The 13,813-nt window shown below is 66.5% G+C and carries 17 protein-coding genes; 2 read left to right on the top strand and 15 right to left on the bottom strand.

Annotated features, from left to right (window positions below; all coding sequences use genetic code 11):
* Positions 1 to 6 precede the first annotated feature (6 nt).
* The 5 genes from ccmE to ccmA are packed head-to-tail and all read right to left on the bottom strand — an operon-like array spanning position 7 to position 2,709.
* Positions 7 to 462, bottom strand: coding sequence for a cytochrome c maturation protein CcmE (gene ccmE, locus DMO17_RS17435; protein WP_110683745.1), 456 nt, complete (start codon positions 460 to 462; stop codon positions 7 to 9).
* On the bottom strand, positions 459 to 635 hold the full coding sequence (ccmD, locus tag DMO17_RS17430) for a heme exporter protein CcmD (RefSeq protein ID WP_110683744.1): 177 nt from the start codon (positions 633 to 635) through the stop codon (positions 459 to 461). The genes ccmE and ccmD overlap by 4 nt, the downstream gene beginning before the upstream one ends.
* On the bottom strand, positions 632 to 1,387 hold the full coding sequence (locus DMO17_RS17425) for a heme ABC transporter permease (RefSeq protein ID WP_110683767.1): 756 nt from the start codon (positions 1,385 to 1,387) through the stop codon (positions 632 to 634). Before DMO17_RS17425 ends, ccmD begins: the two co-directional genes overlap by 4 nt.
* Positions 1,388 to 1,405: 18 nt before the next feature.
* On the bottom strand, positions 1,406 to 2,077 hold the full coding sequence (gene ccmB, locus DMO17_RS17420; protein WP_110683743.1) for a heme exporter protein CcmB: 672 nt from the start codon (positions 2,075 to 2,077) through the stop codon (positions 1,406 to 1,408).
* Positions 2,074 to 2,709, bottom strand: coding sequence for a cytochrome c biogenesis heme-transporting ATPase CcmA (ccmA, locus tag DMO17_RS17415; protein ID WP_110683742.1), 636 nt, complete (start codon positions 2,707 to 2,709; stop codon positions 2,074 to 2,076). The genes ccmB and ccmA overlap by 4 nt, the downstream gene beginning before the upstream one ends.
* 149 nt (positions 2,710 to 2,858) lie before the next feature.
* Between ccmA and fliK the strand changes: the two genes are divergently transcribed.
* Both fliK and DMO17_RS17405 read left to right on the top strand, forming a co-directional pair.
* Entirely contained in the window at positions 2,859 to 4,406 is a 1,548-nt protein-coding gene (fliK, locus tag DMO17_RS17410; protein ID WP_110683741.1) for a flagellar hook-length control protein FliK, read from the top strand.
* Complete coding sequence (locus DMO17_RS17405) at positions 4,403 to 4,753, top strand: EscU/YscU/HrcU family type III secretion system export apparatus switch protein (RefSeq protein WP_110683740.1); 351 nt, start codon at positions 4,403 to 4,405, stop codon at positions 4,751 to 4,753. The genes fliK and DMO17_RS17405 overlap by 4 nt, the downstream gene beginning before the upstream one ends.
* Here the strand turns inward: DMO17_RS17405 and DMO17_RS17400 are convergent.
* The 10 genes from DMO17_RS17400 to DMO17_RS17355 form a co-directional block, all read right to left on the bottom strand.
* Positions 4,713 to 5,174, bottom strand: a complete 462-nt coding sequence (locus DMO17_RS17400) for a rhodanese-like domain-containing protein (protein WP_110683739.1) — start codon at positions 5,172 to 5,174, stop codon at positions 4,713 to 4,715. The two genes, DMO17_RS17405 and DMO17_RS17400, sit on opposite strands and share 41 nt — an antisense overlap.
* 116 nt (positions 5,175 to 5,290) lie before the next feature.
* Entirely contained in the window at positions 5,291 to 5,695 is a 405-nt protein-coding gene (locus tag DMO17_RS17395) for a DUF2802 domain-containing protein (protein ID WP_110683738.1), read from the bottom strand.
* Between the two features lie 3 nt (positions 5,696 to 5,698).
* On the bottom strand, positions 5,699 to 6,178 hold the full coding sequence (locus DMO17_RS17390) for a chemotaxis protein CheW (RefSeq protein ID WP_110683737.1): 480 nt from the start codon (positions 6,176 to 6,178) through the stop codon (positions 5,699 to 5,701).
* An 83-nt stretch (positions 6,179 to 6,261) separates the two neighbouring features.
* Positions 6,262 to 7,080 carry a CheW domain-containing protein gene (locus DMO17_RS17385; protein WP_110683736.1) on the bottom strand — a complete coding sequence of 273 codons (819 nt, stop codon included), beginning with the start codon at positions 7,078 to 7,080 and terminating at the stop codon, positions 6,262 to 6,264.
* 86 nt (positions 7,081 to 7,166) lie between these two features.
* The gene (locus DMO17_RS17380) at positions 7,167 to 7,955 is read right to left on the bottom strand and encodes a ParA family protein (RefSeq protein ID WP_110683735.1); all 789 of its coding nucleotides are present in this window, start codon (positions 7,953 to 7,955) and stop codon (positions 7,167 to 7,169) included.
* Between the two features lie 51 nt (positions 7,956 to 8,006).
* Positions 8,007 to 8,888 carry a flagellar motor protein MotD gene (gene motD / locus DMO17_RS17375; protein WP_110683734.1) on the bottom strand — a complete coding sequence of 294 codons (882 nt, stop codon included), beginning with the start codon at positions 8,886 to 8,888 and terminating at the stop codon, positions 8,007 to 8,009.
* Positions 8,889 to 8,901: 13 nt separating this feature from the next.
* Complete coding sequence (locus DMO17_RS17370) at positions 8,902 to 9,642, bottom strand: flagellar motor protein (protein ID WP_110683733.1); 741 nt, start codon at positions 9,640 to 9,642, stop codon at positions 8,902 to 8,904.
* On the bottom strand, positions 9,642 to 10,760 hold the full coding sequence (locus DMO17_RS17365; RefSeq protein ID WP_110683732.1) for a protein-glutamate methylesterase/protein-glutamine glutaminase: 1,119 nt from the start codon (positions 10,758 to 10,760) through the stop codon (positions 9,642 to 9,644). Before DMO17_RS17365 ends, DMO17_RS17370 begins: the two co-directional genes overlap by 1 nt.
* A 39-nt stretch (positions 10,761 to 10,799) precedes the next feature.
* Positions 10,800 to 12,983, bottom strand: coding sequence for a chemotaxis protein CheA (locus DMO17_RS17360; protein WP_110683731.1), 2,184 nt, complete (start codon positions 12,981 to 12,983; stop codon positions 10,800 to 10,802).
* Between the two features lie 29 nt (positions 12,984 to 13,012).
* Positions 13,013 to 13,801, bottom strand: coding sequence for a protein phosphatase CheZ (locus tag DMO17_RS17355; protein ID WP_110683730.1), 789 nt, complete (start codon positions 13,799 to 13,801; stop codon positions 13,013 to 13,015).
* Between the last annotated feature and the right edge of the window lie 12 nt (positions 13,802 to 13,813).

Genomic DNA, 13,813 nt, shown 5'->3' with positions numbered 1-13,813 from the left:
CGGCAGTCATGGCTTGACCTCAGCGTCGGCCGGCAGCTTACCGCTCTCCTTGAGCGCCTTGGTCACTTCCGGCGGCATGTAGTTCTCGTCGTGCTTGGCCAGCACCTCGTCGGCCACCAGAACGCCGTCCGCGCCCAGCTTGCCGAGGGCGACTATGCCCTGTTCCTCGCGGAACAGGTCCGGCAGGATGCCGCGGTAGCGGATGGTCACATTCTTGGCGAAGTCGGTGACCACGAACTCGACGTCCAACGAGTCGGCGGAACGCTTGACCGAGTCCTTGGCCACCATGCCGCCGGCGCGGATGCGGGTATCCTGGGGCGCCTCGCCATTGGCGATCTGGGTCGGGGTGTAGAACAGGTTGATGTTCTCCTGCAGCGCCGTCAGCGCCAGGGCGACGGCGGCGGAGACGCCGACCAGGATGGCCAGAACGATATACAGGCGTTTCTTGCGGACCGCGTTCACTGTTGCTTCTCCCGGCGCAAACGGCGCGCCTCGTCTTGCAGATAACGTCGACGCGCGAGGATCGGCAGCACCACGTTCAGCGCCAGCACCGCCAGGCTGATGGCGTAGGCCGACCACACGTAGGGGCCATGGTTGCCCATGGCGAGGAAATCGCCGAAGGATTCGAAGCTCATGCCCTGCCCTCCACCAGCCTTGCCACTTCGGCACGCACCCAGCTGCTGCGGGCCTCGCGCTTGAGCACCTCGGTGCGCATGCGATAGAGCAGCACGGCGCCGAGGAAGCAGTAGAAACCGAGTACGCAGAGCAGAAGCGGCAGCCACATCTCCATGCTCATGCTGGCCTTGCCGGTGACCTTGAAGGTGGCCGGCTGGTGCAAGGTGTTCCACCACTCCACCGACTTCTGGATGATCGGGATGTTCACTGCGCCGACCAGCGCCAGCACGGCGCAGGCCTTGGCCGCGCTGTCACGATTGGAGATGGCGTTGCCCAGGGCGATGATGCCGAAATAGAGGAACAGCAGGATCAGCATCGAGGTCAGGCGCGCGTCCCACACCCAGTAGGTGCCCCAGGTCGGCTTGCCCCAGATGGCCCCGGTGACCAGCGCGACGAAGCACAGCCAGGCGCCGATCGGCGCGGCCTGCTGCAGGGCCACGTCGGCCAGCTTCATCTTCCACACCAGGCCGACCAGTCCGGCCACCGCCATCAGCAGGTAGCAGGACTGGGCAAGGAAGGCCGCCGGCACGTGGATGTAGATGATCCGGTAGCTGTTGCCCTGGTACTTCTCCGGTGGCGCGAAGGCCAGGCCCCAAACGATGCCGACCACCAGCAGCAGAACGGCGGCGGCGGCCAGCCACGGCAGCCAGCGGCCGCTACGTTCGTAGAACCACTTGGGCGAACCCCATTGATGGAACCAAGTCCACTTCATCTTCACGCCAACTCTTGGTTATTCGCCGACGCTGATCTTCAGCCCGGCGCCGATTGCAAAGGGTGTCAGGGTGACCGCCAGGGCGGTCAGGCTGGCCAGCCACAACAGGTGGCCGGTCGCCGGCAATCCTTGCAGAGCCGCCTGCAGCGCCCCGCTGCCGAGGATCAGCACCGGGATGTACAGCGGCAGTATCAACAGCGCCAGCAGCAGGCCACCGCGCTTGAGACCAACAGTCAGCGCCGCGCCTACTGCGCCGAGCAGGCTGAGCACCGGGGTGCCGAGCAGCAGCGACAGCAGCAGTACCGGCAGGCAGCGCCCCGGCAGGCCGAGCATCAGCGCCAGCAACGGCGCCAGCAGCACCAGGGCCAACCCCGAGAACAGCCAGTGTGCCAGCACCTTGGCCAGGACCAGAAGGGGCAGCGGGTGCGACGAAAGGACCCACTGCTCCAGCGAGCCATCCTCGAAATCGCTGCGGAACAGCCCGTCCAGCGAGAGCAGCACGGCCAGCAGCGCCGCAACCCAGATCAGCCCCGGCGACAAGGTCTGTAACAGATTGGTCTCCGGGCCGACCGCCAGCGGGAACAGGGCGATGACGATGGCGAAGAACACCAGCGGGTTGGCCAGCTCGGCCGGGCGACGGAACAGCAGGCGCGACTCGCGGGCCAGCAGCAGGAGGAAGACGTTGTTCATTCGCTGCGCTGCCCCAGGTCGAGTACCCGATAACCGGAGGGGGTCTGCTGCAGGCTGTGGTGGGTGGTCAGCACCACCAGGCCACCCTGCTCGCAATGCGCCGCCAGATGGGCCTCCAGCTGCGCCACGCCCTGCTTATCGAGGGCGGTGAAAGGTTCGTCGAGAATCCACAGCGGCGGCGCCCCCAGGTACAACCTGGCCAGGGCCACGCGGCGCTGCTGACCGGCAGACAGGGTGTGACAGGGCACATCCTCGAAGCCGCGCAGGCCCACCGCCTCCAGCGCCTGCCAAATCGCCTCGCGGGGGGCCGGCTGGTGCAGGGCGCAGAGCCAGGCCAGGTTTTCCTCGGCGGTGAGCAGGCCCTTGATCCCGGCGGCATGGCCGATCCACAGCAGGCTGCGGCCAAGCTCGCCATGCTGGCGGGCCAGCGGCTTGCCGTTTAGCAGCACTTCGCCAGCGGTCGGCTGCATCAGCCCAGCGAGCAGGCGCAGCAGGCTGGTCTTGCCGCTGCCGTTGGGCCCGGCCACCTGCAGCAGGGTGCCACCGGCGAGGTCCAGTTCCAGGCCGTCGAAGAGCAGGCGCCAGTCCCGCTCGCAGGCGAGGGCAACGGCTTGGAGTCGTGGACTGGTCACTGCATGGCGTCCCGCAGGGGTTCAAGTCGGAGGGGGGCTGGCCGCTATACTGTGGCAAGTTGACCGCATAGCCAGCCCGAACGGGGCAGCATTATACATGCCGGGCTTCACCCTCCGAAGCCGGCTTTTTGACAGGGTGTAACCCGGCCATGGCAGAAATCAGCAGTCCTCGCCCGCTCCCCGCGACGCCAGCGGCCGTGCGCCCCGCCCAGGTCAGCGCCGCCGACCTGGCGGTGAAGCTGCTGCAGCCCCTGGAAGGCCTGCTGGCCGCCGGCGAGACCGCCAAGGCCGAGGTGCTGGCGGCCAAGGAAACCGCGCAAAGCTTCCAGCTGCTGCTCAAGCTGACACTGGACAGCGGCAAGCAGGCCACCCTGCAGGCCAGCAGCCCACGGCCACTGGCCCAGGGCACCGCGCTGACCGTCACCGCGCTGTCGGAAACACGCCTGGCGCTGGCCCTGCAGGGCGGCGACAGCAAGCTGCTGACCAGCCTGGACCTGGAGCAGCTGCCGGTCGGCACCCTGCTGCAGGGCAAGGTCGAGGCCCGTGAACAGATCGCCCAACTCAAGGCCCAGCAGGCCCTGTACCGGGTGGTGGTCAACCTGCTCAACACGCCACTGGCCGGCAGCAAGCTGAGCGTGGAGACGCCATTGCCGCTGCCGCTGGGCAGCCTGCTCACCGCTCAGGTACAAGGCAGCCAGAGCCTCGGATTCCTGCCCCTGAGCGGCCGACTGGACCAACTGGTGCTGGGCCAGCAACTGGCGGCCCAGCAAGGTCGCCAGGGCTCGCTGGAGGGCCTGTTCAAGGGCCTACAGGGCATGGCCCGGCAGGATGGCCTGCCGACCGAACTGCGCGCCAGCATCGACAAGCTGCTCGGCCTGCTGCCCGACGGCAAGCAGCTGGGTAGCGCCGACGGCCTGGCCAAGGCCATGGAGCAGAGCGGCGTGTTCCTCGAAGCCAAGCTGCTCGGCGGCCAGACCCAGCAGCTGCCGCAGGATCTCAAGGCCAACCTGCTGCGCCTGGTCGCCCAGCTGCTGCCCAGCCTGCCTGGCAGTGCTGCCCTACCCTCGGCCAACGCCGGCAATGCCCTGGCGCAGGCCCTGCCCAGCTTCGTCCGCAATGCCCTGGGCGCACTCGGCCAGGCCAGCCTGCGGCAGCAGGCCATGAGCTTCCCCCTGCCCTCGCGCCTGCTGCAGTCAATGGACGAAGAGGCCGACCTGGAAACCCTGCTCAAGCTGGCCGCGGCCGCCGTGTCGCGCCTGCAGACCCACCAGCTGTCGAGCCTGGCGCAGACCCAGGTGACCCCGGAAGGCAACCTGCTGACCACCTGGCAGCTGGAGCTGCCGATGCGCAACCAGCAGGACGTGGTACCCCTGCAGGTCAAGCTGCAGCGCGAGGAGTCCGGCGCGCAGGGCGGCAAGGAGCAGAAGGAAACCCTGTGGCGCATCGAGCTGGCTTTCGACCTCGATCCCCTGGGGCCGCTGCAGGTGCAGGCACAGCTGCTGCGCGGCAGTCTGTCCAGCCAGCTGTGGGCCGAGCGTGCCGACACCGCGCAGCTGATCGACCGCGAACTGGACAACCTGCGCCAGCGCCTGCAGGGCTCCGGCCTGGAGGTCGGCGAGCTGAGCTGTCGCCAGGGCATGCCGCCACAAGGGCCGAAGACTCATCTGGAACAGCGCTGGGTGGACGAGACCGCATGAAGCACAAAGCACCACGCCAGGCCATCGCCCTCTCCTACGACGGCGCCAGCGCTCCCAGCCTGACCGCCAAGGGCGACGATGAACTGGCGGAAGCCATCCTGGCCATCGCCCGCGAGTACGAGGTGCCGATCTACGAGAATGCCGAGCTGGTACGCCTGCTGGCTCGCCTGGAACTGGGCGATGCGATCCCCGAGCCGCTGTACCGCAGCATTGCCGAGATCATCGCCTTCGCCTGGTACCTGAAGGGCAAGCGCCCGGACGGTTTCGTCGAGGATCCGGCGGAGCGCGACGTCACGCCAGACCGGGTCAGTCCGGCCCCGCCGCTGTTGGCGGCGCCCCGGGAATGAAGGCGATCAGCTCGCCGGCGCTGCCCTTGCCCTGGGGAAAGTCCAGCAACTGCCAGGCGAAGTAGCCGGAGCGGAAGTAGTACACCTGCTGATAGCCCCAGCCCACGGCGCGGCGCGCGGCCTCGGCGCCCTGCGGGCAGACCTCGCTGTCGCAGTACAGCACCATCGGCATGCCACGCGGCCAGTCAGGCTGGGCCAGGTCGGCGAAACGCCCGTCCAGCGCCATGTGCAGGGCACCATGCACGTGGCCCCAGCTCCACTCGCGGGCCGGCCGTACATCGATGAACAGCACGCCAAGCTCGTAGAGCTGGCGCGCCTGCGCCGCGTTCACCGTGGTGGCCCCCCTGACTTCCAGCGGCGCCTCGCTGGCCTCCAGATTCGGCACGACCAGGCACAACAGCAACATCAGTGCAAAACGCATGGTGGACCTCCTCGGAAGCCGGCCCCATGCATTCAGCTTAGGTAGAGGGGTGCGCCGCGCTTGGAATCAATAGCGCGGGCCACCGGGAAGGTAAGAACGGAAGGGAGTAAGGCAGCTCAGCCGCGCTGCTTCTGCGCCTGGTGCAAGCGACTGACCAGCTCGGCCTCGGCCTGGCTGAGGCCGCAGGAGTGGGTCAGGTCGTCGACGCTGGCGCCCATCCCCACCAGGCGCGCGGCCTGGGTGAAGGACAGGCTGGAGGGATCGCGCTGCTCCATCTGGCTGAGCTTGTCGGGCAGTGGCGCGACGATGCGGCGCAGCTCGTGCAGCTCCTCGCCCATGCGGATGCTGCCGGTCAGGTAGGCATCCAGGCGCCGGCTCACCTCCTTGAGCCGCTGATCGCGGAGGGCGTCACGCTCCTTCTGCAGCTCGGCCTGCTGGCGCAGCTTCAGCGACAGCTGATAGCAGAAGCCTGCGAGCAGCACGCAGAACAGGCCGAGCACGGCCACCGCGATCTCCAGCATGGGTCAGATGCTCTCCAGCTCGGACCACTCTTCCTCGGACATCATCTTGTCCAGTTCGACCAGGATGAGCAGTTCGCCGTTCTTGTTGCAAACGCCCTGGATGAACTTGGCCGACTCCTCGTTGCCTACGTTCGGCGCGGTCTCGACCTCAGACTGGCGCAGGTAGACCACTTCGGCGACGCTGTCGACCAGGATGCCCACCACCTGCTTGTCCGCCTCGATGATGACGATGCGGGTGTTGTCGGTCACCGGCGCCGGCGACAGCCCGAAGCGCTGGCGGGTGTCGATCACCGTGACCACGTTACCACGCAGGTTGATGATGCCCAGCACATAGGCCGGCGCGCCCGGAACCGGAGCGATCTCGGTGTAGCGCAGGACTTCCTGCACCTGCATCACGTTGATGCCATAGGTCTCGTTATCTAGGCGGAAGGTTACCCACTGCAGGATAGGATCTTCGGAACCTTGCGCTGACGTTTTCTTCATGTCCCTAGCCTCGGTCTGATTGCCGCCCTCGGCGGCGTTCGCGGGTGAGCCCGCTTGTCGTTAACTATAGAGCGCCGGCCGCTTCAGTGCGGGCGGGCTGCCCCGTTGCGCGTGGCGCCGCTGGCGATCAACTCGGCCAAGGCCGAGACGTCCAGCAGCGCGCACATGTGTTCGATCACCGTACCGGCCAGCCACGGGCGTTGCGAGCGCTGGCTGCGCCACTTGATCTCGCTCGGCTGCAGGCGGATCGAGCGGCTGACCTGGTGCACCGCCAGGCCCCATTCGTAGCCCTCGACGGAGATCACGTACTGCAGGCCCTCACGGAAATCATCGCGGTAGCGCTCGGGCATCACCCAGCGCGCGGTATCCAGTACCTTCAGGTTGCCGGCCTGGCACGGCAATATGCCGAGGAACCAGTCCGGCTGGCCGAACAGCGGGGTCAACTCGGCGCCCGCCAGCGGGTAGATGCTGCCCAGGCACACCAGCGGTACCGCCAGGGTCAGGCCGGCGACGTCGAACAGCAGGCACTCGAACGGCTCCTCGGCCCAGCTCGGCCGGCCATCGAAACTCACTGCGGCAGCCGGACGCTCCGCTTGCACCATGGTCGGCTGCGGCTCGACAACCTGGACCACCGGTGCGGCGGGTTCCTGCACCATCGGCATGGGCAGCTCGATAGTCGGCAGCACCGGAGGCCTGGCCTCGGCCAGCGCCAGGGGGCGGGCCAGGACCGGGCGCGGCTCGTCGCGGCGTGCGTCGCGCACCTGCTCCTCGAGCACCGCGGCCTCGAATTCATCGATGTCGACGCTCTGTTCCAGCTCGGCAGCCGCCTCCTGCAGCAGGGCGTCCAGATAGGACTGCAGGGCCTGCTGGGAGCGGGTGGCGGGGACGGCGGTGCGACTCATAGGGCGTTCCACGAAAGAGGTCTGTACAGCCTATCGGCAGGTCTGGGCGCTGACTTGAACCGGTTTGTTGAGCATAGCCGGCTCCCTCAGGCTACCTGAGCGGTCGGCTGGCCGGCCAGCAAATGCTTGAGCAGCGCACGATAGGCGATCACGCCACGGCTGTTGCCGTCGAACTGCGAGGGCGTGAGCCCAGCACGGCTGGCATCGCGCAGGCGGGTGTCGACCGGGATGTAGGCCTGCCACAGGTGCTCGGGATAGGCGTTGCGCAGCACCCGCAGGGTGTTCAGCGAGGCCTGAGTACGGCGGTCGAACAGGGTCGGCACTATGGTGTAGGGCAAGGCCTGCTTGCGCGAGCGGTTGACCATGTTGAGGGTGTTGACCATGCGCTCCAGGCCCTTCACGGCGAGGAACTCGGTCTGTACCGGAATCACCAGCTGCTGGCTGGCAGCCAGGGCATTGACCATCAGCACGCCGAGCAACGGCGGACTGTCGATGATGGCGTGATCGAACTTGTCCCACAGCTGCGCCAGGCTTTTGGCGATGACCAGCCCCAGACCGCTCTGCCCCGGCGACTGGCGCTCCAGGGTGGCCAGCGCGGTGCTGGACGGCAGCAAGGCAATGCTCTCGTGGCTGGTCGGCAGCAGCAGGCTGGCCGGCAGCCCCCGCGGTACATTGCCCTGGTGCAGGAACAGGTCGTAGTTGCTGTGCTCCAGGGCATCCGGATCGTGGCCGAAATAGCTGGTCATCGACCCGTGCGGATCGAGGTCGACCACCACCACGCGCTTGCCCGCATCGGCCAGCAGGCCCGCCAGGGCGATGGACGTGGTGGTCTTGCCGACCCCACCTTTTTGATTGGCTACTGCCCAGACTTTCATCGTCATCGTCCTCCCGGCGCGGTCATGCCTTACCGAGAACTGATAGGCGCCTCATGGCGCAGGCGTCGAAATATTGGCGGGACCGGTCACCGGCGCCGCCACAGGAGCTGGCGGTGCAGATTGCGTGCCAGCCCGCTGCAGTGCCGGGTCCGCCTGGGCCTTGGCACTGCCGACCCCGCTGATACTGCGCCGAACGTCGAGATTGCGCGAGATCACCAGCACCACCCGGCGATTGCGAGAGCGCCCCTCCTCGGTGGCATTGTCGGCCACCGGCTGGAACTCGCCATAGCCGACCGCTGCCAGACGCCCAGGGTTGACCCCGTCCATCGCCAACATCCGCACTATGCTGGCCGCCCGCGCGGTGGACAGCTCCCAGTTACTGGGGAACTGCGCGGTATTGATCGGCAGGTTGTCTGTGAAGCCTTCTACGTGAATCGGGTTCTCGTAGGGCGCAAGGATCTTCGCCACCTTCTCGATCAAGGCGAAAGCCGTCTCGTTAGGCACTGCGTCGCCGCTGGGGAACAGCAGGCTGGAGTTCAGCTCGATTTCCACCCACAGCTCGTTGCCGCGCACGGTCAGCTGCTCGGAGGCGATCAGGTCGCCGAAGGCATCGCGCATGCTGGAGGCGATCTCCTGCAGTGGGTCGCTCACCTCCTCGCTGGCGCTGCCGTTGGGATTGTCCTCGATCATCGAGCGATCGGGCTCGGTGGTGCGCGGCTTCTCGTCGCCGATGGGAATCGGCTTGATCGCCCGCTCCGGCTCGCTGAACACCCCGACCAGGCTCTCCGACAGCACCTTGTACTTGCCTTCGTTGATCGAGGAGATCGAGTACATCACCACGAAGAAAGCGAACAGCAGGGTGATGAAGTCCGCGTAGGACACCAGCCAGCGTTCGTGATTCTCGTGCTCTTCGTGATTGCGCCGCCGGGCCATGCGCCCTACCCCGTCAGTCCATGAAGCCTTGCAGCTTCAGCTCGATGGAACGGGGGTTCTCACCCTCGGCGATGGACAGGATGCCTTCCAGCAGCATCTCGCGATAACGCGACTGACGCATGGCAATGGCCTTGAGCTTGTTGCCCACCGGCAGCAGCAGCAGGTTGGCGAAGGCCACGCCGTAGATGGTGGCGACGAAGGCTACGGCGATACCGCTGCCGAGCTTGCTCGGGTCGGCCAGGTTGCCCATCACGTGGATCAGGCCCATCACCGCACCGATGATACCGATGGTCGGTGCATAGCCGCCCATGCTCTCGTAGACCTTGGCCGCCTGAATGTCACGGGCTTCCTGGGTATACAGGTCGACCTCGAGGATGCTGCGGATGGCCTCCGGCTCAGCGCCGTCCACCAGCAGCTGCAGGCCCTTGCGCGCATAGGGGTCGGCCTCGATGTCGGCCACCGACTCGAGGCCCAGCAGCCCCTCCTTGCGCGCGGTCATGCTCCAGGCCACCACGCTGTTGATGCCACCGGCCAGGTCGATGCGCGGCGGGAAGATGATCCAGCGCAGGATCGCCAGCGCGCGCTTGAAAACCGCCATCGGCGCCTGGATGAAGGCCGCGCCCAGGGTTCCGCCGATCACGATCAGCGCCGCGGGGCCGTTGATCAACGCGCCGGCATGCCCGCCCTCCAGGTAGTTGCCGCCGATGATGGCGACGAAGGCGAGGATGACGCCGATGAGGCTGAGTACATCCATCAGATGCAGGCCTCGGCCAGGTGCCGGCCGATCTCGTCGAGGCCGTACACGGCGTCGGCCAGGTTGGCCTTGACCACCGCCATGGGCATGCCATAGATCACGCAGCTGGCCTCGTCCTGGGCCCATACCTGGCTGCCGCTCTGCTTGAGCAGGCGCGCACCCTCGCGGCCATCGGCACCCATGCCGGTGAGCACCACGGCCAGCACCTTGTCGCTGAACGACTTGGCCGCCGAACCGAAGGTGATGTCGACGCAGGGTTTGTAGTTGAGACGCTCATCACCCGGCAGGATGCGCACCGCACCGCGCGGATCGACCATCATCTGCTTGCCGCCGGGCGCCAGCAGGGCCAGGCCAGGACGCAGCACATCGCCATCCTCGGCTTCCTTCACACTGATCCGGCACAGTTTATCCAGACGCTCGGCGAAAGCCTTGGTAAAGGCTGCCGGCATGTGCTGGATGAGCACGATGGGCGCCGGAAAATTGGCCGGCAGCTGGGTCAGTACGCGCTGCAGGGCCACCGGGCCACCAGTGGAAGTACCGATGGCCACCAGTCTGTAGGACTTGCGCTTTGGCGCCGCACCCTGAGCCGGAGTCGCCGGTGCCGCGCTGGGCCGGCTGGCAGGGGCCGCGACGGGTGTGGCGCTACTACGCGCTGTTGCCTGGGTCGCGGCAGCCGGCGCCGGGCTGGCCGCAGGAGTGCTGAAAGTGCTGTAACGCCGGTTGCTGCGGGCGATGGTATGGACTTTCTCGCACAACAGCGCCTTGACCTTCTCGGGGTTGCGCGAGATGTCCTCGAAGTTCTTCGGCAGGTAGTCCACCGCGCCGGCATCCAGCGCATCGAGGGTGACGCGGGCGCCCTCGTGAGTCAGCGAGGAGAACATCAGTACCGGGGTCGGGCAGCGCTGCATGATGTTCTTGACTGCCGTGATGCCATCCATCATCGGCATCTCGTAGTCCATGGTGATCACGTCCGGCTTCAGCGCCAGCGCCTGATCGATGGCCTCGCGACCGTTGGTGGCGGTACCAACCACCTGGATATTGGGGTCGGCGGAGAGAATCTCCGAGACCCGGCGGCGGAAAAAGCCGGAATCATCCACCACCAGGACCTTGACTGCCATAAACACTCCAGAGCGACTGGCCGAGCCAGCCGCGAACGATCAGATACGACGCGCGTAGCGCTTGAGCATGCTCGGCACGTCGAGAATCAGGGCGATGCGCCCGTCACCGGTAATGGTAGCGCCGGACATGCCCGGGGTGCCCTGCAGCATCTTGCCCAGCGGCTTGATCACCACCTCCTCCTGGCCCACCAGCTGGTCGACCACGAAGCCGATGCGCTGACTGCCGACGGTGAGGATGACCACGTGCCCCTCGCGCTGTTCCTCGTCGACCGCGCCATTGACCAGCCAGCGCTTGAGGTAGAACAGCGGCAGCGCCTTGTCGCGCACGATGACCACTTCCTGGCCGTCCACCACGTTGGTGCGCGACAGGTCGAGGTGGAAGATCTCGTTGACGTTGACCAGCGGGAAAGCGAAGGCCTGGTTGCCCAGCATCACCATCAGGGTCGGCATGATCGCCAGGGTCAGCGGCACCTTGATGACGATCTTCGAGCCCTGGCCCTTGGCCGAGTGCACGTTGATGATGCCGTTGAGCTGGGAAATCTTGGTCTTCACCACGTCCATGCCGACACCGCGGCCGGACACGTCGGAAATTTCGGTCTTGGTCGAAAAGCCCGGGGCGAAGATCAGGTTGTAGCACTCGGTCTCGCTCAGGCGATCGGCCGCGTCCTTGTCCAGCAGCCCCTTCTCCACCGCCTTGGCGCGGAGGATCTCCGGGTCCATGCCCTTGCCGTCGTCGGAGATCGACAACAGGATGTGGTCGCCCTCCTGCTCGGCCGACAGCACCACGCGGCCAGCGCGCGCCTTGCCGGCGGCCTCGCGTTCCTCGGGGCTCTCGATGCCATGGTCGACGGCGTTGCGCACCAGGTGCACCAGCGGGTCGGCGAGGGCCTCGACCAGGTTCTTGTCGAGGTCGGTTTCTTCGCCGACCAGCTCCAGATTGATCTCTTTCTTCAGGTTGCGCGCCAGGTCGCGAACCAGGCGCGGGAAGCGGCCGAAGACCTTCTTGATCGGCTGCATGCGGGTCTTCATGACCGAGGTCTGCAGGTCCGCGGTGACCACATCGAGGTTGGACACGGCCTTGGCCATGGCCTCGTCGCCGCTGTTCAGGCCAAGGCGCACCAGGCGGTTACGCACCAGCACCAGCTCGCCGACCATGTTCATGATCTCGTCCAGGCGTGCGGTATCGACGCGCACCGTGGTTTCCGCCTCGCTGGGGGCGGCGGCCGCAGCGGCAGGTGCCGGTTTGGCGGGCTCGGACTTGGCTGCGGGTTTGGCAGCCACGGGCTTAGCCGGCTCCACCTTCTTGGCTGCAGGCGTCGAGGTCGCCGCTTTGACTGCAGGCGCCTCTTCCACGGCGCCGGCGAACTTGCCCTTGCCATGCAACTGGTCGAGCAGCGCCTCGAACTCGTCATCGGTGATCTCGTCGCCACCGCTCGCCGCAGCCGGAGCAGCAGGAGCTGCCGCTTTGGCTGCGGGGGGCTCTTCCACCGCGCCGGCGAACTTGCCCTTGCCGTGCAGCTGGTCGAGCAGTGCCTCGAACTCGTCGTCGGTGATCTCGTCAGCAGCGGATGCAGCAGCCGGGGCCGCCGCTTTGGCTACCGGGGCCTCTTCGGCCGCACCGGCGAACTTGCCCTTGCCGTGCAGCTGGTCGAGCAGCGCCTCGAACTCGTCATCGGTGATCTCGTCGCCACCGCCTGCGGCGGGAGTCTCGGCAGCCGGCTGGTCGCCGATGGCATCGAGCAGTTGCTCGAACTCGCTGTCGGTGATATCGCCACCGGGTGCCGCTTCGGCCACCGGCTCGGGCTCAGGCTCGGCAGCCTGCTCGTCGGCGCTCTCCGGTTCGGCCAGGCGTGCCAGCGCGGCCAGCAGCTCGGGAGTGGCCGGGGTCGGCTCGGTGCGTTCGCGCACCTGACTGAACATTTCGTTGACCGCATCCAGCGCCTGCAGGACCACGTCCATCAGCTCGGCGGTGACCCGCCGCTCACCCTTGCGCAGGATGTCGAAGACGTTCTCCGCGATGTGACAGCACTCCACCAGCTCATTGAGCTGGAGGAAGCCGGCGCCACCCTTGACCGTGTGGAAACCACGGAAGATGGCATTGAGCAGGTCCATGTCATCCGGCCGGCTCTCCAGCTCGACCAGTTGCTCGGACAGCAGCTCAAGAATTTCGCCGGCCTCTACCAGGAAGTCCTGGAGGATTTCTTCATCGGCGTCGAAGCTCATCGGTGCGCTCCAAAGGCTCTTCTAGAGCCCTAAAATCCAAGGCTGGACAGCAGGTCGTCGACATCGTCCTGGCTGGACGCGACGTCATCACGCTTATCGGCATGAATCTGCGGACCTTCACCCTTGGAAGGCTCTTTTTGTTGTTCTTGCTCGGCACGCAGCGCCTCCAGGTCATGCTCGATACCGGCGAAGCGGTCGACATGGCTGGCCATCAGCATCAGCTTGAGCAGGTCGCGCTCCACTTCGGTGACCAGCTGGGTCACGCGCTTGATCACCTGCCCGGTGAGATCCTGGAAATCCTGGGCCAAGAGAATGTCGTTGAGGTAGCCGGACAGACGCTGGCTGTCACGCTCGCTGCGAGCGAGGAACAGTTCGATGCGCTTGGCCAGGTCGCGGAAAGCGTCGGCGCCCATCTCGCGGCGCATGAACTTGCCCCAGTCGGCAGACAGGGCCTGTGCCTCGTCGCCCAGGTCGTTGACCAGCGGCGCGCTCTGCTCGACCAGGTCCATGGTGCGGTTGGCCGCTTTCTCGGTCATCTGCACCACATAGGACAAGCGCTCGGTGGCGTCGGTGATCTGCGAGATCTCCTGCGCGTGCGGATTGCGCGGGTCGATCTGGAAGTTGACGATCGAGTTGTGCAGTTCGCGGGTGAGCTTGCCGACTTCCTGATACAGGCCGTGGTCGCGCGCCTTGTTGAGCTCGTGGATCAGGCTGACCGCCTCGCCGAAACGGCCCTTCTCCAGGCTCTCGACGAGTTGGGTGGCATGCGCCTTCAGGGTCGATTCGAGTTCGCCCAGGTGTGAATCATCGTGTGCCATAGCGCCCTCGCG

The organism is Aquipseudomonas alcaligenes, from assembly GCF_003205495.1.
GTDB classification, from domain to species: Bacteria; Pseudomonadota; Gammaproteobacteria; order Pseudomonadales; family Pseudomonadaceae; genus Aquipseudomonas; species Aquipseudomonas alcaligenes_B.
This window is presented reverse-complemented; position numbering and strand designations above follow the sequence as displayed.